Consider the following 23,000-nt stretch of genomic DNA (forward strand, 5'->3'; position numbering starts at 1 on the left):
GATTTGGCGCAGCGTCAGCACGACCTGTTCCGCGCTCGGCCTTTGTCCTCGCTTCATCCCCAACTCCTCTGGTCCACGCTGATCCTCTCAATCAGCCCGGTCCAAAGCCAGCCGGTCAGGTCAGGACCTCGGCGCGTAGCACTGGGTCTGACACGTATGCCTACGGCAACCTGCTCAACCCCGCGTCTGTTGTCTGTTCCATCCAGCGCGACGGGTGGCCGGTGACCGAGTTGTTCTCGGATTGAGGCGCGGCAGCCGCTGGCGGGGCGCCTCCGACCAAGGGCTACACTCTATATTTCTCCCACGGCATGCTGGTCGCAGCCGAACGGTTCTCGTCAGTTGCTGGACTGACCGAGCCGAGGGATATGGGCTTAAGAGCGCAAATGCCGATTGTAATGGGTAAAAAAAGACTCCCGGTGAAGCCCAAATAGGTTCAACGGGAGCCATTTTAGGTAAAGGCAGACGCACGGCCCCTCACACGTCGAGGTTGGATACGCTCAGCGCGTTCTCCTGGATGAACTCGCGGCGCGGCTCCACCACGTCGCCCATCAGCTTCACGAACAGGTCGTCGGCGTCGGTGGTGTCCTTCACCTTCACCTGCAGCAGCGAGCGCACGTCGCGGTCGAGGGTGGTCTCCCAGAGCTGCTGGGCGGTCATCTCGCCCAGCCCCTTGTAGCGCTGGAGCTGGAGGCCCTTACGGCCGAAGGCCATCACCGCCTCGAACAGGCCGACGGGGCCGTGCAGCACGGTCTCGTCGGTCTTGCGCGCGAAGGTCGCCGGCTCGCCGTAGATCTCCCGCAGGGTCGCGGCGCGCTCGGCCAGCCGGCGCGCCTCCTGCGAGGCGATCAGCCCCGCATCGAGCGTCGCCACCTGCCGCACGCCGCGCAGCGTCCGGCTGAAGCGGTAGCCGCCCTCGAAGGCCTCGCCCTCCCAGCCCTTCTCGATCTCGTCGGCGATGCCGTCGAGGCGCTTGGCCGTCATGGCGGCCAGCACCTCGGCCTCGCTCGGATTGTCGGCAATCGCCGGATTGAAGGCGCCCGCCAGCACCGCCTGCTCGACCACCGCGCGGTCGTAGCGGGTGTGCAGGCCCTGGAGGACCGAGCGGAAGCCGCGCGCCTCCTCGACCAGGGTCTTCAACTGCGGCCCGGCGAACTCCACCCCGGAGGCGAGGCGCAGGATCGCCCCGTCGACGCCCTGGTCGATCAGGTAATCCTCGAGCGCGCGCTCGTCCTTCAGGTAGATCGCCTTGCGGCCGCGCTCGGCTTTGTAGAGCGGCGGCTGGGCGATGTAGAGATGGCCGCGCTCGATCAGCTCCGGCATCTGGCGGAAGAAGAACGTCAGCAGCAGGGTGCGGATGTGCGAGCCGTCCACGTCCGCATCCGTCATGATGATGATGCGGTGGTAGCGCAGCTTCTCCGGGTTGAAGCCTTCCCGGTCGGTGGAGGAGCGCCCGATCCCGGCGCCGAGCGCGGTGATCAGCGTGCCGATCTCGGCCGAGGAGAGCATGCGGTCGGCCCGCACGCGCTCGACGTTGAGGATCTTGCCGCGCAAGGGGAGCACGGCCTGGAAGGTGCGGTCGCGGCCCTGCTTGGCCGAGCCGCCGGCGGAATCGCCCTCCACCAGCAGGATCTCGCACTTGGTGGGGTCGCGCTCCTGGCAATCGGCGAGCTTGCCGGGCAGCGAGGCGATGTCGAGGGCGCCCTTGCGGGTCACGGTCTCGCGGGCCTTGCGCGCCGCCTCGCGGGCGGAGGCCGCGAGCACGACCTTGCCCATCACCGATTTCGCCTGGACCGGGTTCTCCTCCAGCCAGTTCGACAGGCCCTCGTTAAGGACGTTCTCGACGGCCGGCCGCACCTCGGAGGAGACGAGCTTGTCCTTGGTCTGCGACGAGAACTTCGGATCGGGCACCTGCACCGAGATGACCGCGGTGAGGCCCTCGCGGCAATCCTCGCCCGTGAGCGAGACCTTCTCGCGCTTGGAGACGCCCGAGGAATCCGCGTAGCCGGTGATCTGGCGCGTCAGCGCCGCGCGGAACCCCGCCATGTGGGTGCCGCCGTCGCGCTGCGGGATGTTGTTGGTGAAGGGCAGCACCGTCTCGTTGAACGAGTCGTTCCACCAGAACGCCACCTCGACCCGGATGCCGTCGCGCTCGGCCCGCACGGTGACGGGCTTGGTCATCCCATCGATGGGTTTGCGCGAGCGGTCGAGGTAGCGCACGAAGGCCTCGATGCCGCCGTCGTAGTAGAGTTCCTCGCGCCGCTTCTCGGCGTGGCGGGCGTCGGTGAGCACGATGCGCACGCCCGAGTTGAGGAAGGCGAGCTCGCGCAGGCGCTTCTCCAGCGTCGCGTAGTCGAACTCGATCATCGTGAAGGTGTCGGTCGAGGGCAGGAACGAGACCTCGGTGCCGCGCCGGCCGTTGCCGTCGCCGACCACCACCAGCGGCGAGACCGCGTCGCCGTGGCGGAACTCCATCGCGTGCTCCTTGCCGTTGCGCCAGATGCGCAGGCGCAGCCACTGCGAGAGGGCGTTGACCACCGAGACGCCGACGCCGTGCAGGCCGCCGGAGACCTTGTAGGAGTTCTGGTCGAACTTACCGCCCGCGTGCAGCTGGGTCATGATGACCTCGGCCGCCGAGACGCCCTCCTCCTTGTGGATGTCGGTGGGGATGCCGCGGCCGTTGTCGGAGACCGTGCAGGAGCCGTCGGGGTTGAGCGTCACGGTGACGAGGTCGGCATGGCCCGCCAGCGCCTCGTCGATGGCGTTGTCCACCACCTCGTAGACCATGTGGTGCAGGCCCGAGCCGTCGTCGGTGTCGCCGATATACATGCCCGGCCGCTTGCGGACGGCGTCCAGGCCCTTCAGGACCCGGATCGATTCCGCGCCGTAGGCGTCTTGTGCAGTTTGCGGAGTGTCGGCCATGAATTTCCTCGGGCAGGCGGTTCCTCGCCATGCTCCGCCCGGCCCTCGTGCCGGGCGGCTTCGCCTGCGATTCGTCGAACCCGTCTGATATAGGGGTTCCGCCTTGAAATTACATCGGTTTCGGGCCGTGCGCGGCCGGCCCGGAATCGTGTTCTGGCGGCTTCGCCTTAACGTCGCGTTAGGCGACCGCGCAGCTGCCCCGGCGGAAGGCGGTCCTCAATCCTGAAGGAACGGGTTCGAGACCCGCTCCTCGCCGAGCGTGCCCGTCGGGCCGTGGCCCGGGATGAAGGCGACGTCGTCGCCGAGCGGCAGCACCTTCTCCTTGATCGCCCGGATCAGCTGCTCGTGGTTGCCGCCGGGCAGGTCGGTGCGGCCGACCGAGCCCTTGAACACCACGTCGCCCACGAGGGCGAAGCGGGCATCGCGGGAGACGAACACCACGCTGCCCGGCGAGTGGCCGGGGGCGTGCAGGACGTCGAAGGCCAGCCCGCCGACCGTGACCGCGTCGCCCTCGTCGAGCCAGCGGTCCGGGGTGATCGCGCGCGCGCCGTCGAGCCCGTAATTGGCGCCGGTCTCGGGCAGGGAATCCAGCAGGAAGCGGTCGGCCTCGTGCGGGCCCTCGACCGGGACGCCCAGGCGGTCGCGCAGCTCGGCGGCCCCGCCCGCGTGGTCGATATGCCCGTGCGTCAGCAGGATCTTTTCGACCGTGACGCCCTGCTGGGCGATGGCCGCCTCGATCCGCTCGAGGTCGCCGCCCGGATCGACCACGGCGCCGACCTTCGTCGCGTCGTCCCAGATCAGGGTGCAGTTCTGCTGGAAGGGCGTGACCGGGATGATTCCTGCGCGGGGTGTGGGCATGGGCGTCCGTTGGCCGTCTGGTGTCGCGATGGGTCCGGCGCCTTCTAGCCCGGATCCGGACGCGGCGCGAACCGACCGGCACCGCCCTTCCCGCCGCCCGGGCTGCCCGCGCCTCAGGCGGGCGAGCGCTTCAGCGGCGCGTCGAGGCCGCCGACCCGGAACCAATGGTAGCCGTAGCCTTCGAGGAACAGGCAGTGGCGGCCCGCCTCGGCGTCGCTGCGCTGGCCGGTGAGGAGGTCGATCAGCACGTCGCCCGCGGGCGCCGGGATGCCGGTGGCGATCTCCACCTCGGCCGGCCCGGGATCGAGGTTGTGCACGCAGACGACCGCGTTGTTGCGCCAGTCGTAGCGCAGGGCCAGCACGCTCGCGCGCCCGGTCTCCAGCGCCTCGACCTCGCCCCAGCCGATCTCGGGCGCCTCCTTGCGCATCCGGATCACGCTCTGCATCCAGTTGAGGAGCGAATCCCGGTCGTGGCGCTGCTGGGCGACGTTGACGTGCTTGTGCCCGTAGGGGCCGTGGTCGATCACCGGCATCACCGGCCGGTCCGAGGCGGTGAAGCCGCCATGCGCCTCGTTCGTCCATTGCATCGGGGTGCGGGCGCAGTCGCGCTCCTTCAGGGCAAGGTCGTCGCCCATGCCGATCTCGTCGCCGTAGCGCAGCACGGGGGTGCCCGGCAGGGTGAACATCAGCGAGTAGGCGAGCCGGATCCGGCGGGGGTCGCCGTCGAGCATCGGCGCCAGCCGTCGGCGGATGCCGCGGTCGTAGAGCTGCATGCCCTTCTCGGGGCCGAAGCTCGCGAAGACCGCCGCGCGCTGCTTGTCGGTGAGGCGCCCGAGATCGAGCTCGTCGTGGTTGCGCAGGAAGATGCCCCACTGGCACGAGAGCGGCCGGGGCTTCGTCCGGGCGATCGCCTTGACGAGGGGCCGCGCGTCATGGGCCGCCAGCGCGTAGAACGTCGCTTGGTTGAGCTGGAAGTTGAACATCATGTGCATGCGGTCGGCGTCGTCGCCGAAATAGTCGAGATCCTGCTTGGGCAGGATGTTGGCCTCGGCCAGGATGATCGAGTCGCCCTTGCGCCATTGCAGGAACTCACGGAAGTCGCGCAGCATGTCGAACTGCTCGCGCGGCTCGCCCTTCAGGTCGGCTCCCTTCTGGGCGATCACGAACGGTACCGCGTCCATGCGGAAGCCCGAGACGCCGAGCTGGATCCAGAAGCCCATGATTTTCAGGATCTCGGCCAGCACCGCCGGGTTGGCGGTGTTGAGGTCTGGCTGGAAGTCGAAGAAGCGGTGGAAGTAATAGGCCTTGGCCTGCGCGTCCCAGCTCCAGGTGGTCTTTTGCACGCCCGGGAACACCATGCCCTCGTCGGCATCCGCCGGCTTCTCCTTCGACCAGACGTACCAGTCGCGGTAGGGCGAGTCCGGGTCGGAGCGGGCGGACTGGAACCAGGGGTGCCGGTCCGAGGTGTGGTTGACCACGAGGTCGATCAGCACCCGCAGGCCGCGCTGTTCGGCGGCATGGGTGAAGGCCACGAAGTCGCCGAGTGAGCCGTAGGCCGGATCGACGCCGTAGTAATCCGAGATGTCGTAGCCGCCGTCCTTCTTCGGCGAGGGCTGGAACGGCATCAGCCAGATCGCCGTGACCCCGAGGCCCTGGAGGTAGTCGAGCCGCCGCTCGAGCCCGGCGAAATCCCCGATCCCGTCGCCGTTGGCATCCATGAAGGTGCCCACCGACAGGCAGTAGATCACCGCGTTCTTGTACCAGAGGTCGGTGATCATCGGCCGGTCCCCCTGCGCCTGCCCGGCGCGACTGCCCCTGCGGGCCCGCCCAGCGCCTGCCATGCGCGCATGCGGGTCCCCAACGCGGCACGGGCGAAAAGCGTTGCCGTATCGCGCCGCGTCGAGCCGGCCCCCGGGCCTCAAAACAGCCGCGTTGTGCAGCCCCTATTCAGGCGCCCCGGCGTAGCCCTATTCCCACCGGGCCCCGTATCCCCGCCCCGGTGCCCCGGCCCGCATGAACACCATCCTGATCAAGCTGTTCGCGACCGCGCTGACGCTCAGCCAGGTCACGACCAAGCCGGACGCCCTGAAGACCCGCTTCGACCCCGCGACCGACACCGCGCAGGTGGTGCAGATCCTGCGCGACGGCTGCGCCCACATGCGCAAGGCCTTCGACATCGAGGACATCAACCTCGACGAGCTGATCTCGACCGCGATGGAGGATCCGAGCGCGGTGGCGGGCGCCTCGGCCCCCAAAATCCTGCACGGGCTCGACATCGGGGAGCTGAACACGAGCTACCGCCAGTTCTGCAAGGGCGAGAACCCGAAGGACTCGCCCTTCGACGCCGGGGCCGTGATCGCGTTCTACAACAAGGCCACCGAGAACCTGCCGACGGCCGAGGCCCTGCGCGACAAGGCCTTGCCCGGCATGACGCAGGTGCTCGACGGCGCGGGCAAGCCCTTCGCCGAGACCTTCGAGCCGAACGGCCGGCGCATCAACGTGCCGATCGAGACCGTGCCGTCCCTCGTCCAGAAGGCCTTCATCGCGGCCGAGGACAAGCGCTTCGAGAGCCACCACGGCATCGACGAGCGCGGGGTAATCCGCGCCTTCATCGGCAACCTCGCGGCACCGGGCCGCCCGCAGGGCGGCTCGACCATCACTCAGCAGGTGGTGAAGAACCTCTCGGTCGGCGACGACGTCACCTACGAGCGCAAGATCCGCGAGATGATCGTGGCGGCGCGCCTGGAGCGGATCCTGGGCAAGCCCCAGATCCTCGGGCTCTACCTCAACGGCATCTATCTCGGGCGCGGCGCCTACGGGATCGAGATGGCCGCGCGCAGCTATTTCGGCAAGTCGGTGGGCCAGCTCACCCTGCCGGAGGCGGCGCTCCTCGCCGGCATGCCGAAGGGGCCGAACTTCTACAGCCCCGACAAGTATCCCGACCGCGCCCGCGAGCGGCGCGCCTACGTGCTCTCCCGCCTCAAGGAGGAGGGGGTGATCACTGACGCGCAGATGGCCGAGGCCGTGAAGGCCGATCTCGGCCTGAAGCCGGTGGAGACCGCGCGGCGCGACAGCGGCTTCTACGCGCTCGATTATCTCAACCGCGAGGCCCGCAGCGTCGGCGGCGTCGATTCGCTCACCGCCGCCTCCTTCACCGTGCGCTCGACGCTGAACGCCGGGCTGCAGCGCGCCGTCGAGGGAGCGCTCCAGGACGGGCTCGCGAATTACGAGCGCGCCACCGGGCGCCAGACCTGGGCGGGGCCGGAGTTCAACATCGCCGAGAGCGTGCGCAAGCTCCAGGCCGCCGTTCCGGCGCCCGAGGCCGCGCCCCAGGCGCTCCCGACCGTCACGGGCGCGGAGGCGCCGCCCACCGCCGACAGGCCGGCGACCGGCCAAGGCGCGGCGGGCAAGGGGGCTGCGACGGGCAAGGGCGCTGTGAGAGCCCCCGCTGCGAAGGCCGCGTCGGCGAAGCCGCCCGCGGTCAAGCCCGTCTGGCTGCGGGCGCTGGAGAGCGCGCGGCCCGTCCTCTACGACGTGCACTGGCCGCTCGCCGTGGTGCTCGAGACCGGACGCAACGGCGTCCGGGTCGGGCTCGCCGACGGGCGCGTCGCCGGGCTCGACGCCGGGATCGCCCGCGGCCGTCTCCAGCCCTACGACGTGGTGCGGGTGAAGCTGCGCGAGGGCCGCGGCGCCCCCCGCGCCGAGATCCGGGTGCGGCCGGCCGTGCAGGGCGCGGCCCTGGTGCTGGAGAACCGCACCGGGCGCATCCTGGCGATGGCGGGTGGCTTCTCCTATCCGGTGAGCCAGCTCAACCGGGTGACCCAGGCCGTGCGCCAGCCCGGCTCGACCCTGAAGCCGCTGACCTACCTCGCGGCGCTGAACGCGGGCCTGCAACCCAACACCCTGGTGCTCGACAGCCCGGTGACCCTGCCGCCGATCGGCGGGATCGGCGAATCCTGGTCGCCCAAGAACTACGACGGCGGCGGCGCCGGCCCGACGACGCTCCGTCGCGGCCTCGAATTCTCGAAGAACCTCGTCACCGCCCGCCTGCTCCAGGGCGGCATCAGCGAGAAGGCGCCGGCGAGCCTGAAGCGCGTCTGCGACATCGCGCTGGAGGCCCAGATCTACGCCGAGTGCGAGCCCTATTACCCCTTCGTGCTGGGCGCCCAGCCGGTCCGCATGCTCGATCTCGCGGGCTTCTACGCGGCGGTGGCCAACGAGGGCGTGCGGCCCGCGCCCTACGCCCTCGAGGGGATCGAGCGGGACGGGAAGGTGGTCTACAGCCACGCCGCCCGCGAACCCGTTCGGATCGGCTCGGCCGACCGGGTCGCGTTCTACCAGCTCAAGACCATGCTGCAGGGAGTGGTCGCCCACGGCACCGCCGCCGCGCTCGCGCGCGACGCGGCCTACCTGGCGGGCAAGACCGGCACCTCCGAGAACGAGAACGACGCCTGGTTCGCGGGCTTCACCAACGAGGTCACGGTGGTGGTCTGGGTCGGCTACGACAATGCCGACGGCACCCGGCGCACCCTCGGGCGCGGCCAGACCGGCGGCCATCTCGCGGTGCCGATCGCCGGCGCGATCCTGAACGCGGCCTGGGCCAACGGCGTGGCGCGGACCCCCCTGCGCGGCCCCTCGCCCGAGGCCAAGCCCTATCTCGTCGACCTGCCGGTCGAGCCCCGCAGCGGCCAGCGCATGGCCGGCGGCGGGTTCCTCGAGCATTTCCGCAGCGCCGGCGACGGCCGGGTGGCCGACACGCAGTACCGCCTCGTGCCGCGCGAGACCCTCTATGCGGGACGCCCCGATTCCGAGGACGGCGATCTCGCCGGCGCCGAGGACGGGGCGGATGCGGCGGGCGACGCGCTGGGCGGCATGGCCGGGCGCCGCGCGCCCGATCGGGCGCCCGATTTCGACCTCCTCGATCCGTTCGGCGAGCGCCGTCCGACGCGCAGCCGCCGGGCGCAGGGCGATCTCGACGCCGAGCGCGCCTGGCCCGGCACCGGCCGCTCGCCCTTCGGCGACGACGAGGATCTGCGGCCGCGCCGCCGCGATCCGGACTACCTGTTCGGCGACGACCCGCGCTACTGACGCGCGCCGTCCGACGCGCGACATCTCCCAACCCCCGAAGGATCGCCCCTTGCGGACACAGCTTCCGGCTACCCTGGCCCTCGCCCTCCTGACGGCCCTGCCCGCCGCGCGGCCCGTGCGGGCTCAGCCCGCGACGCCCGCCGCCGGACCCGCCGCGGCGCCGGAGCGGGTCAGGGACGTCGCCTCGGTGACGGCCCAGGACCCGGCCCAGCTCAAGCCCGGCACGATCCTGTTCACCGATCACCGCGAGCAGCCCGCGAACCCCGAGAGCGGGCTGATCCCCTATCTCGACTGGCTGCGGGCCCGCCCCGCCGAGGCCGCGGCGCTCGCGCCCTACCCCGGCTACAAGGAGCCGGATTACACGACCGTGGTGAACGGCGTCCCGAAGCCCCGGCACGAGACCCTAAAGGTCTATGTCGCCGAGGGGCGCTTCGTGGTGGCGCGGCCGGCGGAGGCGATCGACCTCGCCGCCTTCGCCAAGCTCGGCTTCGTCCAGACCATGGACCCGGCCATCAAGCACAAGGCGCTGAGCCCCGCCGACGTGACGCCGACCAAGGACCCGGCGGCCGCCTTCGCCCGCCGCCCGGACCGGCCCTGGTGCGAGGCGGGCACCGTCTGCATCGAGTCCCGCTACGACCTGGAGGGCAAGCTGCCGCTCGGCGTGAAGCTCGCCAACAAGCTGGAGGAGGGCGGCTCCAAGAAGATCGCCGAGTTCGTCTCGTTCCAGAGTGAGCTGCGCACCCTGCCCCCGGAGGCCGCGGCGGGCCTCGGCAGCCTGACGAAGATCGACACCACGGTGACCGGCGGGCTCGAGCAGACCATTTTCTGGGTCAACCAGATCCTGCGCTTCGGCAAGTTCCTGGCGGTGTTCCAGCCGATGCCGGGCGATCCGACCCGGACGGTGGTGACCACCTACATGGCCCTCGCCATCAAGGCCGACGTGCTCGACCGCAAGGCGGAATACGCCCGGGTGCCGGTGCTGAAGAACCTGCTGCCGGCCCAGGTGCTGATGGGCAACTCGAGCTTCAACACCGGCAACTCGATCAGCGCCGGCCTGCCCACCTACGCCCGCAACCGCATCGCCGCCTTCGCCGATGCGGTCGCCCGGCGCTGAGGCGGGTCAGTAGCCGCGGTTGCCGATGGTCGGCAGCGAGGGCTGGGTATAGGCGCGGTTCACGTCGCGGCGGGTCTGGGTGCCGTTGGTGTCGTTCGAGCGGCGGAAATTGTCGGGGCTGAAGCTCTCGGCGAGGCCGCTGCGGCCGTCGTCCCCGGTGCTGGAGCAGGCGCCGAGGCCGGTGCAGGCGAGGGCGGCGGTGAGGGCGAGGACGGTGAGGCGCATCGCGGATCCTGTGCGGGGCCCGGATCGGGAACCGGGCCGAGTCCGGTCTGGTGGTCCCGAACGCACCGGCCCGTCAAGCGCGGGCGGCCGGCCCGGCCTGGCGGTTGCCCGAACCTCGCCGCTCTGCGCACGAAGTGATGCGACGCGGCCACGGAAAACTCACCACGCCCGCGGCTTCCCGGCACCAGCAGGGGGCAATCGTGTGGAGGAGGAGCGTCCGCCCCTGGCGGATCCGGGGGGATTCGGGCGACAAAGCCGTCGATGAGCAACGTCCTGCCCTTCCGCCAGCGCCCGCCGGTCGCCCAACTCGCCCGCTGCGAGGTCGTGGCCGTCGCCGGCGACCTCCTGACGCTGCTGGAACAGCTGGAGGAGGTCAGCGCCCGCGCCGCCGCGACCGGCCGCCCGGCCCGCGAGGTCGAGCGCACCGTCCAGCACCTGCTCGATGCCGTGAGTGCGGTGGAGCGGGCCCTCGACTGCATCGGCGAGGGCGAGCAGTCCGAGCCGGCTTGTTAGGCCGGCACCTCCCGATCGTACGGAACTGACCCGGTCAACTTGCCGTTGAGCGCCCAGGACGCGCGGCTCGCTTTTTCGTGAGCCGCACCGCAAGGACCGGAGACCCCATGCACGCGACAGGCAGAGGCCGCGCTCTCGCGGCGATGACCGTGTTCGGATTGCTCGCCGGCACCGGCGCCCATGCGCAGGAAGGCGGGCTGTTCGAGGCTCTGTTCGGCCGGCCGAGCGCGCCGCCCCAGCAGGTGCAGCCGCAGGCCTACCCGCAGGCCCAGACCAGTCCGGGCTTCGTCCATACCTACCGCCAGCGCAGCCGCCGGGCGGAGCGCCGCCTGAAGGTCCGCTACGCCGCCCTGCCCCGCTCCGAGCCTCTGCAGATCCGGGTCAGCGACCGCCAGAAGCCGATCGACATGTCGGCCGGTGCGGCCGCCGCGCTGATGAAGGACGAGACCCTGCGGCCCGGCGACATCGTGGTGCTGAAGACCGGCGCGCGGGTGTTCACGGGCGACGTCGAGAAGTCCCACAGCCTGCGCGACTTCGAGCCGGTGCAGAGTTCCCGCCTGGTGGACCGGCAGACCCGCCAGAAGCTCGCCGCGATGATGACGCCGATCGGGGCCCTGCCGGCCGACGAGGCGCGCCGCCAGATGGCCCGGATGAAGCGGATGGCGCCGCAGACGCCCGTTCCGGTGAGCACGCAGGCCTCGATCCGGGTGATCAACGTCTGGACCGACAAGTAAGGGACCCAAGCCGGGATCGCTCTGGATCGACAGAGGGTTGCGATCCTGTATTCACGTCGCCGTCGAAGCCCGCGTGCTCGGTCGCGGGCCGGGCCGTATCGGAGCGGTCCGTCCGCTCGAAGCCGGGCGCTGAGGGAAGGGTTCGATCCAGGAAATACCCTTCCCAGGAAAAGGCTTGCGATGGAAGCCTCGCGCAGTGCGCGAGGGCCTTACCCGAGCGTCGCGGCGCCCGAGACGCTCGCCCACACCGTGCCGTAATGGCAGATCGTGGCTGCCAGCACGAAGGCGTGCCAGATCGCGTTCTGGAACGGCAGGCTGCGCCAGACGTGGAAGATCACCCCGACGGTGTAGAGCGCCCCGCCGATCGCCAGCAGCCAGAGGGCGGTGGGTTGCAGGGCCGCGATGACGGATTCGTAGGCGAACAGCCCGCTCCAGCCGAGCATGACGTAGAGCCCGATGGAGAGCCGGTCGAAGCGGCCCGGCAGGAACAGCTTCACGGCGATGCCGATGCCGGCCACGATCCAGATCACCGCGAGCAGCGCGTAGGCGGTGGAGCCGGTCCCCACGAGCGCGACCAGCGGCGTGTAGGTACCGGCGATCATCAGGTAGATCAGGGCATGATCGGCCCGGCGCAGCAGCCATTTGCGTGGGCTGACGGGATAGAGATTGTAGGTCGCTGAGACGCCGAGCATCCCGACGAGCGCCGTGGCATAGACGACGATCGCGACCCGTTCCGCCCATCCGAGATGCCCGGTGAGCGATGTGGCCACCAGCGCGACGGCGCCAGCAAGGCCGAATACAACGCCGAGACCATGGACGACGCCGTCCGCGAAGATCTCGCGCGGCGTGTAGTGCCAGGTCAGCGAAAGGGGTCTCCCATCCTCGGCCAGAAACATCTGCGCCTCCTACAACGCGTGCAGGCTAAGCTCCCAGGCGTAAAGTCGTTCCCCGCGAAAACTGCCTAAGCACAGGATATCCCCGTCCTTGATGCCGCATGGTAACCGGTTGTGCTCTGCAACAGACGTGCTGCAGGGCACGATGTCTCGCCAGCTCTACGCGACGACCCTCTCGAAACGATGACAATCCCCTCAAGGATCCCGGCATCCGTCGGCATGCGATCGGGGATGCCCCACCGCCCTATCCGGTCCCGTAGCAGGGTTCGTGCCGGGGCCCGGCTCAGATCCCGCCGCCGGCGAGTTCCTCGAAGCCGAAGGCCGGCTCGCCCCGCGTTAGGACACGCGCGGGCCGGGCCGCGGCACCGCTGAGGCGAGCATGCACGGTCGCCATCACCAAGACGCCCATCGCCAGCACCTGATGGGCGAGCGCCGCCCAGAGCGGCACCCCGAGAAGCAGCGTGGCGATGCCGAGGCAGGCCTGCGCCACCGCGAGCGCCGCCACGCCCGCGGCGCGGCCCGCGACCGCCGAGCCGGCCCGGCTCAGGCGCGCGTCGACCGCGTGCGCGAGGGCGAGGAGCAGGACCAGATAGGCCGTGATCCGGTGGTTGAGCTGCACCAGGGCGTCGTTGTCGACGAAGTTCTCGATCCAGGGCTTCACCGCGAACAGCGTCTCGTGGGCCGGGATCAGGGTGCCGTCCATGTCGGGCCAGGTGTTGTAGACCAGACCCGCATGGGAGCCCGCCACGAGGCCGCCGAGGAAGATCTGCACCAGCACCAGGGCTGGCAGGACATAGGCCGTCGCCCGCAGACGGCCGGCCACGGGGGCGGCCGTTCCGCGCCGCTCGCCTGCCGCGAGCCAGACGAGGCCCGCCAGGATCAGGCTCGCGGTGGTGAGGTGCAGGGCGAGCTTGAGGGGCGCCACGGCCGTCATGCCGGGCTTCAGGCCCGAGGCCACCATGATCCAGCCGATCGCGCCCTGCACGGCGCCGAGGCAGCCGAGCGCCAGCAATCCGAGGCCCAGGCGGCGGCTGAGCCGGCCGCGCCACCAGAACCACGCCAGCGGCAGGAAGAAGGCGAGGCCGAGCAGGCGGCCGAGCAGGCGGTGGCCCCATTCCCAGGCGTACAGCACCTTGAAGTCGGCGAGGCCGAGGCCCTGGTTCAGGATCTGGTACTGGGGCGTGCCGCGATACTTCTCGAACTCGGCCGCCCAATCCGCGGCCGAGAGCGGCGGCACCACCCCGGTCACCGGGCGCCATTCGGTGATCGAGAGCCCGGAGCCGGTGAGCCGCGTCGCGCCGCCCACCGCCACCATGGCCACCACGAGGGCCGCCACGAGGTAGAGCCAGGCGCGCACTGCGCCGGTGCCGGGCGCCTGCGTCCGAGCCTGCGTACCGGCCTGCGGGCCGGAAGGAGCGGTGGTGGAAAGCCGCATCGGTCGGTTTCAGTCTTTCGGTTCGGGAAGCATCCGGGTTAGGCAATGCCGGCCCGCGGGGCAACGCCCGGCGGTGCCGCAGCGGCAGGACGGCGCGTCATGCTCCGGCCGCCACGACCCGTGAGGATTCCCATGCGCCGCCGCAGCCGCACCCTGGTCGGGACGATCGGCATCCTGGCCTTCGTCATGCTCTACGCGCCCCTCGCCATGGCGCTCGCCGACAGCCGCATCGCGGAGGCCCCGCCCCTGGTGCAGACCCTGGCCTATTGCATCCTGGGCATCGCCTGGATCTTTCCGCTCATGCCGCTGATCCGTTGGATGGAGCGGCCCGACCGCTGAGCCGGTCCCCTCGTTTTCGCCGCACTCGGGGAGGAGAAGCGGCCGACTCCCGACGCGTCCCCTCTCACCCACGATCGTGATGCTGCGCCCGTTCCCAGGTCCATTTCTCCGTCGTCCGCCCGCGCTCGCGGCCCTCGTTCTCGTCGCGCTCGTGCCGGCTGCCTGGGCGCAGGGCGCCCCGCGCTCGGTCGCCGATTGCGAGCGCCTGAAGAACGATCTCGCCTACAACCAGTGCTTGTCGATGTTCGGTCCGGCCGCCAAGAACGTGGCGGGCGGCTACGCCGCCGGCGAGGCGCCGACGACCCCGCTCCCGCCCGCTTCGGTCGCGAGCGTGCCGGGACTCGGCGGCGCCACGGCGGCGGCGATCCCTCAGGTGGAGGAGCCCGTGCTGCGGACCCGCGGCGGGCGCCGCCGGGCCTACCGGACGCGCGGCGGGCGCCAGCGCGCCGTCTTCACCGCGGGCAGCGTCGGCCCCCGCGCCTATCGCCGGCGGCGCCGCTAGTAGGCCGGCCGCCGCGACGGAGGCCGGTTCGGCACCGGACGGCACGTCCCGACGCGTTTCGACGTCGGTCCTCACCGCGATCCGCAGCGGCTTCTGACACGCGCGATCCCCGGAGGCATTCCGGGCGGCCTTGGTTACGAGGGCCCCGGACCGGCGGCATCCGGTTCCCGCAGGAAAGCCCGAGCCTCCTTCCCCTTGGGGTGATTGCGAAGCCCCCTCTTATATTGCCCACAAGGTAATCACGAAAAATTTGGGAGCATCCGGCAATTTAGTGCTTGAAGGCGCCGACAGAATGGCGGATATGTTCGCGGCGCCCGAAAACAGGTGCGCCATCAACGTCTTAGGGTTCCCTTAAGGTTGCCCGGACGTGGTGAACCGAAGTCTAGGAGAAACACCATGAAGTGGGCCGCCCCCGTCGTTTCCGAGATCTGCGTCGGCATGGAAGTCACGAGCTACGAGTCCGCCGAGATCGACACCTTCAACTAAGGTGTTGCGCCGGGCCGGGGGTCGCAGGTTGCGCCGGGATTTGCCATGCGCGTCGTGATCCTCGGTTCGGCCGCCGGCGGCGGGCTCCCGCAGTGGAATTGCCGCTGCCCGATCTGCGCCACGGCGCGCAGCGAACCGGGCCGGGTCAGGCCCCGCACCCAGTCGAGCATCGCCGTCTCCGGCAACGGGACGGATTGGCTCCTGGTGAATGCCTCGCCGGACATCCGGCAGCAACTCTTCGACAACCCGGCGATGCACCCGCGGGAGGGGCTGCGCCACTCGCCGATCAAGGCCGTGCTGCTCACCAACGGCGACGTCGATCACGTCGCCGGCCTGCTGACGCTGCGCGAGGGCCAGCCCTACACGCTCTACGCCACCTCCGGGATCCTCGATTCCGTCAACGCCAACCGGGTCTTCGACGTGATGGCCGCCGACGTGGTCCGGCGCGAGGCGATCGCCCTGAACGACCGGTTCGAGCCCCTGCCCGGCCTCGCGGTGACCCTGTTCCCGGTCCCCGGCAAGGTGCCGCTCTGGCTCGAGGATGAGACCATGGAGATCGGCGCCGAGACCGAGACCACGGTCGGAGCGATGATCGAGGCCGGCGGACGCCGCCTCGCCTACATTCCGGGCTGCGCCCGCGTCACCGACGACTTGAAGGCCCGGATCGCGGGCGTCGACGCGCTCCTGTTCGACGGGACCGTGCTGCACGACGACGACATGATCCGCGCGGGCGTCGGCACCAAGACCGGCTGGCGCATGGGCCACGTGCCGATGCGGGGCCCTCAGGGATCGGTGGAGGCGCTCGCCGACGTGGCGATCGGCCGCCGCGTCTTCGTGCACATCAACAACACCAACCCGGTCCTGGTCGAGGACTCGCCCGAGCGGGCCGACGTCGAGGCCGCGGGCTGGACCGTCGCGCATGACGGGCTCGACCTGCGCCTCTAGCGCGCCGTCCGCCGAAGGGGCTGCCGGTTCGGCGAGACGAGGCGCGACACCACGGGAGGCCGGAGCCGGGCCATCGGCCGCGCTGGCATTCATCGGGATCGAGGCCTATCTCAGCCGGGAACCGGTCGCCCGGGCGGGCGGACAGCCGGGCCGAGAAGAAGCCGCGAAGAAGCAGGACTCGCGAACCGGACGCTTGGAAACGCCATGAACGCTGCCTTCCCCACTCCCGGTGCAGACGAGACGCTTCGGCTGCTGAGCCCCGACGAACTCGAGGCGGCGCTCCGCGACATCGGCGCGCGCCGCTACCACAACCTGCACCCGTTCCACCGGCTGCTGCACGACGGCAAGCTGAGCAAGGACCAGGTCCGGGCCTGGGCGCTCAACCGCTATTACTACCAAGCGATGATCCCGGTGAAGGATGCCGCCGTGCTCGCCCGCATGACCGACGCATCCCTGCGCCGGGTCTGGCGCCAGCGCATCGTCGATCATGACGGCGACGCGCCGGGCGACGGCGGCATCGAGCGCTGGCTGAAGCTCGCCGAGGGCGTCGGCTTCGACCGGGACTACGTGCTCTCCACGAAGGGCATCCTCTCGGCCACCAAGTTCTCGGTCGAGGCCTACGTGCATTTCGTCTCGGAGAAGCCGCTGCTCGAGGCGATCGCCTCGTCGCTGACCGAGATGTTCTCGCCGACGATCATCTCCGAGCGCGTCTCGGGCATGTTGAAGAACTACGACTTCATCACCAAGGACACGCTGGCCTATTTCGACAAGCGGATGACGCAGGCCCCGCGCGACGCCGACTTCGCCCTCGACTACGTCAAGACGCACGCCACCACGCCGGAGCTGCAGCGCAAGGCGATGGAGGCGCTGACCTTCAAGTGCAACGTGCTGTGGACCCAGCTCGACGCGCTCTACTTCGCCTACGTGGCGCCCGGGATGGTGCCGCCGGACGCGTGGCGCCCGGGCGAAGGCCTCGTCGCCGAGGCGGCGCCGGTTACGCAGGCCAGGGGCACCGGGACGCTGGTGGCGGGCGACGTGCCGCGCCTGCCCCGCGGCGTGCGCATGCGCTTCGACGAGGCGCGGAGCAAGCACGTGCTGCTCGCCCCCGAGCGCACCTTCGACCTCGACGACAACGCCGTGGCGGTGCTCCAGCTCGTCGACGGGGTGCGCTCGGTCTCGGCCATCGCGGCCCAGCTCGCCCAGACCTACGCGGCCGATCCCAAGGTGATCGAGGCCGATATCCTGACGATGCTGAACGACCTCGCGGCCAAACGGGTGCTGGAGCGATGAACGCCCTCGCGCCCCCGCGCCCCCATCCGGCCGCCCCGGCACCCGTGGGCCTGCTGGCGGAGCTGACGCATCGCTGCCCGCTGCGCTGCCCCTATTGCTCGAACCCGCTCGATCTCGACCGGCGCTCGCGCGAGCTCGACACCGAGACCTGGCAGCGGGTGCTCCGCGAGGCCTCGGCGCTCGGAGTGCTGCACGTCCACCTCTCGGGCGGCGAGCCGACGGCGCGCAACGACATCGTCGAGATCACCCGCACCTGCGCCGAACTCGGCCTCTATTCCAACCTGATCACCTCCGGCGTCGGGGGCGCGCTCGACAAGCTTCAGGCCCTCTACGACGTCGGCCTCGACCATGTGCAGCTCTCGGTCCAGGGTGTCGACGCGCAGAACGCCGAGCGGATTGGCGGCCTGAAGAACGCCCAGCCGCAGAAGCTGCAGTTCGCCGCCAAGGTGGTGGAGCTCGGCCTGCCGCTGACGCTGAACTCGGTGATCCACCGCGGCAACATCCACGAGGTCGAGGGCTTCATCGACTTGGCGGTCAAGCTCGGCGCCAAGCGGCTCGAGGTCGCCCACACGCAGTATTACGGCTGGGCCTACGTCAACCGCGCGGCCCTGATGCCGGACAAGGCGCAGGTCGATCAGTCGATCCGCATCGTCGAGGCCGCACGCGAGCGCCTGAAGGGCCAGCTCGTCATCGACCTCGTCGTGCCCGACTACTACGCCAAGTACCCGAAGGCCTGCGCGGGCGGCTGGGGCCGCAAGCTGATGAACGTGACGCCGCAGGGCAAGGTGCTGCCCTGCCACGCCGCCGAGACCATTCCGAACCTCGAGTTCTGGCACGTCACGGATCATTCGCTGGCCGAGATCTGGACGGATTCGCCGGCCTTCACCGCCTATCGCGGCACCGACTGGATGCAGGAGCCCTGCCGTTCCTGCGACCGGCGCGAGAAGGATTGGGGCGGCTGCCGCTGCCAGGCGCTCGCGCTCGCGGGCGACGCCGCGGCGACCGACCCGGCCTGCTCGCTCTCCCCGCTCCACGCCAAGGTGCGGGCGCTCGCCGTCGAGGAGGCGGCCGAGAACCCGCCCGATTACGTCTACAGGACGATCGGCAGCAACGTCCGGTCGCCGCTCAAGGAGGAAGCCCCGCTGTGAAGTGTCTCGCGACGATGGCGCTCTCGACCACGGTGATCCTGCTCGGCCTCGCCGCGGCGCCCGCCCTGGCCGAGGATGCGCCCGCCCCGACGCAGGTCAGCACCGCCGCCCCGAACGCGGCCGACCTGCTGTTCGAGCAGCCGCAGATGAAGAACGCGGCGCCGGGCTCGACCATCACCTACGATTACCTGCGCCGCTCCGGCATCGAGCGCGGGCCGTTCGGGCCCCCGCTCAATGACACGATCAAGCTCGGCGTCGATTCCGCCAAGGAGACCGACGCGCGCAATATCCGCGTCGAGATGTTCTCGGGCATGAACCGCTTCCCCGCCGGGCCCTTCGAGGACATGCCGGGCAACCCGGTGATCACCCTGTTCCTCGAGAACCACCTGAAGAACCTCGCCCGCGTGCTGGAGGCCAACCCGCGCTATCTCAAGAACGCGATCCGCAAGGGCTTGCGCGACCGGGCGGTGGTGACGGCCGTGAAGGTGCCGTTCGACGGCCGCGAGGTCGATGGCTGGCGCGTCGAGGCCAAGCCCTTCGCGGGCGACCCGCTGGCCCAGCGCATGCGCGGCATGGACAACATGACCTACACCTTCGTGACCGCCCCTTCGGTGCCCGGCGAGATCGTCTCGATCGAGGCGCAGTCGAAGAATCCGGAGGGCGGCGAACTCCTCGAGGAGAAGCTGAGCTATGATCAGAAGGCGGGTTGAGGGCGCGGCCCTCGGAATTCTCGCGCTCGCGCTCCTCGCGGGCGGCGCTCGGGCGGCCGAGAGCGAGAACGACTATCCGACCGATGCGCGGGTCGACTACGTCTTCGCCTGCATGGCGGCGAACGGGCAGACCCGCGAGAACATGCAGAAATGCGCCTGCTCGCTCGACCAGCTCGCCGCGATCCTGCCCTACGACAAGTACGTCCAGGCGAGCACGGTCCTGTCCATGCGCCAGGGCCTCGGCCAGCGCGCGAACGAGTTCCGCTCGACGAAGATCTTCGACGACAAGGTCGCGGACCTGCGGCGCGCCCAGGCAGAGGCCGAGATCCGCTGCTACCGCGGCTGACCGCGGGGGCTCAGACGTCGGCGGACGGGCCGGTTCGACCCTCCGCCGACCCGTTGCCTCCGCAGGGCTTCTCGTCCAAACCCGAGCCACGGAGCGCCGCCCCGGATACGGGATCCGGGACGATGCCCGCGAGACCGTTCAGGACCTCAGCCCGGTGAGCCAGCCCCCCGCCCTGCCCCGCCTGCTGCCCGATCTCGGGCGGCGCATCCTGGTGATGGGCATCCTCAACGTCACCCCGGATTCGTTCTCCGACGGCGGTCGCTTCCACGGTGAGGCGGAAGCCCGCGCCCAGGCGGAGATTCTGGTCTCCGAGGGCGCCGCGATTCTCGATATCGGTGGGGAATCGACCCGTCCCGGCCACGTGCCGGTCTCCGCGGAGGAGGAGCAGGGCCGGGTGCTGCCGGTGATCCGGGCGCTCGCCCCGACCCTTTCCGTCCCGATCTCGATCGACACCTACAAGGCCTCGACCGCGCGCGCCGCGCTGGCGGCCGGCGCGGCGATCGTCAACGACGTCTGGGGCCTGCAGCGCGAGCCCGACATCGCCCGGGTCGCGGCCGATCACGGCGCGCCGGTGATCGCCATGCACAACCGCGAGACGATCGATCCCGGCCTCGACATCGTGGCCGACATGCTGCGCTTCTTCGAGCGCTCCCTCGGGATCGCCCGCGCGGCCGGCATCCCGGAGGCCGACATCGTGCTCGACCCGGGCATCGGCTTCGGCAAGAGCTGGACGCAGCATCTCGAGGCGCTGCGGCGCCTGCCCGAGATCCGGGCGCTCGGCTTCCCGCTTCTCGTCGGCGTCTCGCGCAAATCCCTGCTCGGGCGCCTGCACGACCGCGAGACGAAGCCCGCCGACCGGCTCAACGGCTCGCTCGCGGCCCACGCCCTCGCCGGCACGCTCGGTGCCGACATCGTCCGGGTCCACGATGTCGCGGCCCATGTCGAGGCCATGCGGGTGGTCGACGCGGTGATGCGTCCGGAGAGCCGCGCGTGAGCGACCGCATCCGCGTCAGCCGCATCGCGGTCTACGGCTATCACGGCGTGCTGCCCGAGGAGGCGCGGCTCGGCCAGCGCTTCTACATCTCCCTCGATTGCGCCCTCGACCTCGCGCCCGCCGGTCGCTCGGACGACGTGACCGAGACCGTGAGCTACGCCGACCTCGCGGCGATCGCCGTCGACATCGCGACGAACCGGCGCTTCGCCCTGATCGAGGCGCTCGCCGAGGCCGTCGCCGCCGAGTGCCTGGCCCGTTTCCTGCGGCTCGATGCGATCACCGTCCAGGTCGACAAGCCGAGCGCGCCGATCCCGGCGACGCTCGAGGGCGTCAGCATCGCGATCACCCGCCGCAGGGAGCCCCATCCGTGACGCAGGCCTATCTCGGGCTCGGCAGCAACATCGGCGACAAGGCCGCGATGCTGGATGCGGCCGTCGCCGGGCTCGCGGCCCGGCCCGGGATCCGCGTGACGGCGCGCTCGGCCGATTACCGCACCCCGCCCTGGGGCGAGACGGATCAGGACTGGTTCCTCAACGGGGCTCTGGGCATCGACACCGATCTCGATCCGCACGCGCTGCTCGACGCCTGCCTCGGCGTCGAGCAGGAGCTCGGCCGGGTGCGCGAGCGCCGCTGGGGGCCGCGGGTGATCGACATCGACGTGCTGTACTACGCGGGCGCCGCGGTGTCGGACGCGCGGCTGATCCTGCCGCACCGCTTCGTGCGCGAGCGCGCCTTCGTCCTGGTGCCGCTCGCCGAGATCGCCCCGGACCTTGTGATCGGCGGCGAGACGGTCGCCTCGGCCCTGGCCAAGCTCGACCGCAGCGGTATCGAGCGCGCCTGAACGCGGCAGCGCCCGCCCCCCTGTCCCGGATGGGGGGCGCCGCCGCCCGGCGCGGCCTCGCCTACGGCTTGGCCGGCTCGATCAGCTTGTTCTCTTCCTCCTCGAGCAACGGCACGTCGAAGGCGCGCAGAACTTGCTCGATATCGGCGCGGCGCTTGCGCAGGATGGTATTCAGCTCCCGCTTCCAGTCGTTCTCGCCGATCCGCACCGCCATGGCGATGCGGTAGGTCATCGGAGGCCGGTCCGGCTCCTTGAGGAGCGGCACCACGTCCATCGCCTTGCCGGTCGCCTGCGCCGATTGCTTGGCGAGCCAGCCCGCGGCCGGCCCCCAGAGCACCGCCGCATCGATCGTCCCGTCCGCGAGGTCCGAGATCACCTCGGCGGCGATCGTCTGGTGCTTGCGGGACGGATCGAGCTGATAGGGCGCGTAGGCCTTCATCCCGGAGATCAGGCCGAGGTCGCCCATCCGGTTCACCGGCGGCGTGCCGGCGATCACGCCGAGGCGCTTGCCCTTGAGGCGCGCGTCGTCGAGCCCCGTCACGCCGGCGAACTCGCCCTGGCGGGTGACCAGGGTATAGGCCGAGCGGTAGTAGGGATTGGTGTTCTGGACGAGCTCGCTGCCGAGCGCCGAGCCGATGATGATGTCGCACAGGCCGGTGCCGAGCGTGTTGCGCACGAAGCCAGGCCCCTGGGTCAGCCAGTAATAGCGGACCTTGACCTTCAGCTCGTCCGCGACGATCGCCGCGATCCTGTTCTCGAAGCCGTCCTCCTTGCGCTCGGAGAACGGCATGTTGCCCGGATCGCCGCACACGCGGAGGGTATCCGTGGTGACGAGATCGGGCAGGTGCTGTGCGGAGACGCAACGCGCCCCTGCCGGGATCAGCAGGAGCGCGCAGGCCGCGGCGATCCGCGTGGCTCTGGGAAGCATCCTCAGCCGCCCAGGCACTCCTTCTCGGCCTTCTTGGCCGCCTCCGGCTTGTCTTCCTTGTCGCCCGGCCGCACGCGGCCCATGGCGCCGGCGGCGCGCGCCTTCAGGTAGACGTAGAGGTCGTCAGAGTAGCACATGACGTTCTTGTTGTCGCCGAACGCCGGCATGACCTTCTGATCGGAGGTGCTGATATCCTGCTTGCCGCCCGCCAGGATGCCGATGAACTCTTCGTAGGAGAGGTGCTTCAGCGAATCCTTCAGGGCCGGCGCGTAGGTCGAGCCCATGCCGTCGGGGCCGTGGCAGACGTGGCACTCGGCGTGATAGCGGCGGTATCCGGAATAGGCGTACCAGTCGACCTTCTTGCCCTGGTCGGTGACGTGGAAGGTCGGATGGCCTTCGGCGTCCAGGTATTTGCCGTCCTCGACCTTCACGGCCGCGTCCTTCTTGAGGAGCTTCTCATCGGGCTCCGCGGACTTGTCGTTCGGGTTCAGCGAATTCGCGAGGGCGGGATCGGCGGGCTTGGCATCCTCAGCATGTACGGCAACCAGACCAACGGTTGCTAGGGCGAGGGCAGCCGCGAGGGGCCGCGTGACAAAGGTGCTGAGGTAGTGGTGCAACGGACGTATCTCCCTGGGCATGGTCGAGCCATTCCCGTGCCGGCCTGTCTCGACCTTCTTGCAAGACATACTAAT

23 protein-coding genes are annotated in these 23,000 nt (G+C 70.3%); 15 read left to right on the plus strand and 8 right to left on the minus strand.

Annotated elements, in window-relative coordinates:
* Positions 1–474: 474 nt before the first annotated feature.
* The 3 genes from gyrB to ACS5RC_RS08645 form a co-directional block, all read right to left on the minus strand.
* Positions 475–2,919, minus strand: coding sequence for a DNA topoisomerase (ATP-hydrolyzing) subunit B (gene gyrB, locus ACS5RC_RS08635; RefSeq protein WP_478343448.1), 2,445 nt, complete (start codon positions 2,917–2,919; stop codon positions 475–477).
* Positions 2,920–3,135: 216 nt separating this feature from the next.
* Positions 3,136–3,777: an MBL fold metallo-hydrolase gene (locus ACS5RC_RS08640; protein WP_478343449.1), complete on the minus strand. Its 642-nt coding sequence runs from the start codon at positions 3,775–3,777 to the stop codon at positions 3,136–3,138.
* 113 nt (positions 3,778–3,890) lie between these two features.
* Positions 3,891–5,555, minus strand: a complete 1,665-nt coding sequence (locus ACS5RC_RS08645; protein ID WP_478343450.1) for an alpha-amylase family protein — start codon at positions 5,553–5,555, stop codon at positions 3,891–3,893.
* 235 nt (positions 5,556–5,790) lie between these two features.
* Between ACS5RC_RS08645 and ACS5RC_RS08650 the strand changes: the two genes are divergently transcribed.
* On the plus strand, positions 5,791–8,865 hold the full coding sequence (locus ACS5RC_RS08650; RefSeq protein WP_478343451.1) for a penicillin-binding protein 1A: 3,075 nt from the start codon (positions 5,791–5,793) through the stop codon (positions 8,863–8,865).
* A 49-nt stretch (positions 8,866–8,914) separates the two neighbouring features.
* Positions 8,915–9,979 (plus strand): hypothetical protein, encoded by a 1,065-nt coding sequence (locus ACS5RC_RS08655; RefSeq protein ID WP_478343452.1) that lies wholly within the window; start codon positions 8,915–8,917, stop codon positions 9,977–9,979.
* Between the two features lie 6 nt (positions 9,980–9,985).
* Here ACS5RC_RS08655 and ACS5RC_RS08660 read toward each other — a convergent pair whose 3' ends face one another.
* Positions 9,986–10,204 (minus strand): hypothetical protein, encoded by a 219-nt coding sequence (locus ACS5RC_RS08660; protein ID WP_478343453.1) that lies wholly within the window; start codon positions 10,202–10,204, stop codon positions 9,986–9,988.
* Positions 10,205–10,465: 261 nt separating this feature from the next.
* On the opposite strand from ACS5RC_RS08660, the gene ACS5RC_RS08665 reads away from it, so the two are divergent.
* On the plus strand, positions 10,466–10,717 hold the full coding sequence (locus tag ACS5RC_RS08665; protein WP_478343454.1) for a hypothetical protein: 252 nt from the start codon (positions 10,466–10,468) through the stop codon (positions 10,715–10,717).
* 107 nt (positions 10,718–10,824) lie between these two features.
* Entirely contained in the window at positions 10,825–11,451 is a 627-nt protein-coding gene (locus ACS5RC_RS08670) for a hypothetical protein (protein ID WP_478343455.1), read from the plus strand.
* 209 nt (positions 11,452–11,660) lie between these two features.
* Here the strand turns inward: ACS5RC_RS08670 and trhA are convergent, their stop codons facing one another.
* Both trhA and ACS5RC_RS08680 read right to left on the minus strand, forming a co-directional pair.
* Positions 11,661–12,347 carry a PAQR family membrane homeostasis protein TrhA gene (gene trhA, locus ACS5RC_RS08675; RefSeq protein WP_478343456.1) on the minus strand — a complete coding sequence of 229 codons (687 nt, stop codon included), beginning with the start codon at positions 12,345–12,347 and terminating at the stop codon, positions 11,661–11,663.
* A 280-nt stretch (positions 12,348–12,627) separates the two neighbouring features.
* Positions 12,628–13,779 carry a COX15/CtaA family protein gene (locus ACS5RC_RS08680; protein ID WP_478343457.1) on the minus strand — a complete coding sequence of 384 codons (1,152 nt, stop codon included), beginning with the start codon at positions 13,777–13,779 and terminating at the stop codon, positions 12,628–12,630.
* Positions 13,780–13,911: 132 nt separating this feature from the next.
* On the opposite strand from ACS5RC_RS08680, the gene ACS5RC_RS08685 reads away from it, so the two are divergent.
* From ACS5RC_RS08685 to folK, 11 genes are all read left to right on the plus strand, one after another.
* The gene (locus ACS5RC_RS08685; RefSeq protein WP_478343458.1) at positions 13,912–14,118 is read left to right on the plus strand and encodes a DUF2842 domain-containing protein; all 207 of its coding nucleotides are present in this window, start codon (positions 13,912–13,914) and stop codon (positions 14,116–14,118) included.
* Positions 14,119–14,197: 79 nt separating this feature from the next.
* A complete protein-coding gene (locus tag ACS5RC_RS08690; protein ID WP_478343459.1) occupies positions 14,198–14,620 on the plus strand; it encodes a hypothetical protein in 423 nt (140 codons plus the stop codon).
* Between the two features lie 396 nt (positions 14,621–15,016).
* Complete coding sequence (gene pqqA / locus ACS5RC_RS08695) at positions 15,017–15,106, plus strand: pyrroloquinoline quinone precursor peptide PqqA (RefSeq protein ID WP_007564431.1); 90 nt, start codon at positions 15,017–15,019, stop codon at positions 15,104–15,106.
* 45 nt (positions 15,107–15,151) lie between these two features.
* Entirely contained in the window at positions 15,152–16,051 is a 900-nt protein-coding gene (gene pqqB, locus ACS5RC_RS08700) for a pyrroloquinoline quinone biosynthesis protein PqqB (RefSeq protein WP_478343460.1), read from the plus strand.
* A 204-nt stretch (positions 16,052–16,255) separates the two neighbouring features.
* Positions 16,256–17,341 carry a pyrroloquinoline-quinone synthase PqqC gene (pqqC, locus tag ACS5RC_RS08705; RefSeq protein ID WP_478343461.1) on the plus strand — a complete coding sequence of 362 codons (1,086 nt, stop codon included), beginning with the start codon at positions 16,256–16,258 and terminating at the stop codon, positions 17,339–17,341.
* Positions 17,338–18,489, plus strand: a complete 1,152-nt coding sequence (gene pqqE / locus ACS5RC_RS08710) for a pyrroloquinoline quinone biosynthesis protein PqqE (RefSeq protein WP_478343462.1) — start codon at positions 17,338–17,340, stop codon at positions 18,487–18,489. Before pqqC ends, pqqE begins: the two co-directional genes overlap by 4 nt.
* A 14-nt stretch (positions 18,490–18,503) precedes the next feature.
* Entirely contained in the window at positions 18,504–19,199 is a 696-nt protein-coding gene (locus ACS5RC_RS08715) for a hypothetical protein (RefSeq protein WP_478343915.1), read from the plus strand.
* On the plus strand, positions 19,180–19,545 hold the full coding sequence (locus ACS5RC_RS08720) for a hypothetical protein (protein ID WP_478343463.1): 366 nt from the start codon (positions 19,180–19,182) through the stop codon (positions 19,543–19,545). Before ACS5RC_RS08715 ends, ACS5RC_RS08720 begins: the two co-directional genes overlap by 20 nt.
* Before the next feature lie 214 nt (positions 19,546–19,759).
* Positions 19,760–20,539, plus strand: coding sequence for a dihydropteroate synthase (gene folP / locus ACS5RC_RS08725; RefSeq protein ID WP_478343916.1), 780 nt, complete (start codon positions 19,760–19,762; stop codon positions 20,537–20,539).
* A complete protein-coding gene (gene folB / locus ACS5RC_RS08730) occupies positions 20,536–20,910 on the plus strand; it encodes a dihydroneopterin aldolase (RefSeq protein ID WP_478343464.1) in 375 nt (124 codons plus the stop codon). The genes folP and folB overlap by 4 nt, the downstream gene beginning before the upstream one ends.
* Positions 20,907–21,380, plus strand: coding sequence for a 2-amino-4-hydroxy-6-hydroxymethyldihydropteridine diphosphokinase (folK, locus tag ACS5RC_RS08735; protein ID WP_478343465.1), 474 nt, complete (start codon positions 20,907–20,909; stop codon positions 21,378–21,380). The genes folB and folK overlap by 4 nt, the downstream gene beginning before the upstream one ends.
* Before the next feature lie 61 nt (positions 21,381–21,441).
* Here the strand turns inward: folK and xoxJ are convergent, their stop codons facing one another.
* On the minus strand, positions 21,442–22,308 hold the full coding sequence (xoxJ, locus tag ACS5RC_RS08740; RefSeq protein WP_478343466.1) for a rare earth element methanol dehydrogenase accessory protein XoxJ: 867 nt from the start codon (positions 22,306–22,308) through the stop codon (positions 21,442–21,444).
* Between the two features lie 2 nt (positions 22,309–22,310).
* Complete coding sequence (locus ACS5RC_RS08745) at positions 22,311–22,925, minus strand: c-type cytochrome, methanol metabolism-related (RefSeq protein ID WP_478343467.1); 615 nt, start codon at positions 22,923–22,925, stop codon at positions 22,311–22,313.
* Positions 22,926–23,000 lie beyond the last annotated feature (75 nt).

It is taken from the genome of Methylobacterium sp. HJ2 (assembly GCF_056431005.1).

Coding starts and splice junctions, on each gene's coding strand:
- gyrB (WP_478343448.1), bottom strand. CDS start 2,919: ATGGCCGACACTCCGCAAACTGCACAAGACGCCTACGGCGCGGAATCG.
- ACS5RC_RS08640 (WP_478343449.1), bottom strand. CDS start 3,777: ATGCCCACACCCCGCGCAGGAATCATCCCGGTCACGCCCTTCCAGCAG.
- ACS5RC_RS08645 (WP_478343450.1), bottom strand. CDS start 5,555: ATGATCACCGACCTCTGGTACAAGAACGCGGTGATCTACTGCCTGTCG.
- ACS5RC_RS08650 (WP_478343451.1), top strand. CDS start 5,791: ATGAACACCATCCTGATCAAGCTGTTCGCGACCGCGCTGACGCTCAGC.
- ACS5RC_RS08660 (WP_478343453.1), bottom strand. CDS start 10,204: ATGCGCCTCACCGTCCTCGCCCTCACCGCCGCCCTCGCCTGCACCGGC.
- ACS5RC_RS08665 (WP_478343454.1), top strand. CDS start 10,466: ATGAGCAACGTCCTGCCCTTCCGCCAGCGCCCGCCGGTCGCCCAACTC.
- ACS5RC_RS08670 (WP_478343455.1), top strand. CDS start 10,825: ATGCACGCGACAGGCAGAGGCCGCGCTCTCGCGGCGATGACCGTGTTC.
- trhA (WP_478343456.1), bottom strand. CDS start 12,347: ATGTTTCTGGCCGAGGATGGGAGACCCCTTTCGCTGACCTGGCACTAC.
- ACS5RC_RS08680 (WP_478343457.1), bottom strand. CDS start 13,779: ATGCGGCTTTCCACCACCGCTCCTTCCGGCCCGCAGGCCGGTACGCAG.
- ACS5RC_RS08685 (WP_478343458.1), top strand. CDS start 13,912: ATGCGCCGCCGCAGCCGCACCCTGGTCGGGACGATCGGCATCCTGGCC.
- ACS5RC_RS08690 (WP_478343459.1), top strand. CDS start 14,198: ATGCTGCGCCCGTTCCCAGGTCCATTTCTCCGTCGTCCGCCCGCGCTC.
- pqqA (WP_007564431.1), top strand. CDS start 15,017: ATGAAGTGGGCCGCCCCCGTCGTTTCCGAGATCTGCGTCGGCATGGAA.
- pqqB (WP_478343460.1), top strand. CDS start 15,152: ATGCGCGTCGTGATCCTCGGTTCGGCCGCCGGCGGCGGGCTCCCGCAG.
- pqqC (WP_478343461.1), top strand. CDS start 16,256: ATGAACGCTGCCTTCCCCACTCCCGGTGCAGACGAGACGCTTCGGCTG.
- pqqE (WP_478343462.1), top strand. CDS start 17,338: ATGAACGCCCTCGCGCCCCCGCGCCCCCATCCGGCCGCCCCGGCACCC.
- ACS5RC_RS08715 (WP_478343915.1), top strand. CDS start 18,504: ATGGCGCTCTCGACCACGGTGATCCTGCTCGGCCTCGCCGCGGCGCCC.
- ACS5RC_RS08720 (WP_478343463.1), top strand. CDS start 19,180: ATGATCAGAAGGCGGGTTGAGGGCGCGGCCCTCGGAATTCTCGCGCTC.
- folP (WP_478343916.1), top strand. CDS start 19,760: ATGGGCATCCTCAACGTCACCCCGGATTCGTTCTCCGACGGCGGTCGC.
- xoxJ (WP_478343466.1), bottom strand. CDS start 22,308: ATGCTTCCCAGAGCCACGCGGATCGCCGCGGCCTGCGCGCTCCTGCTG.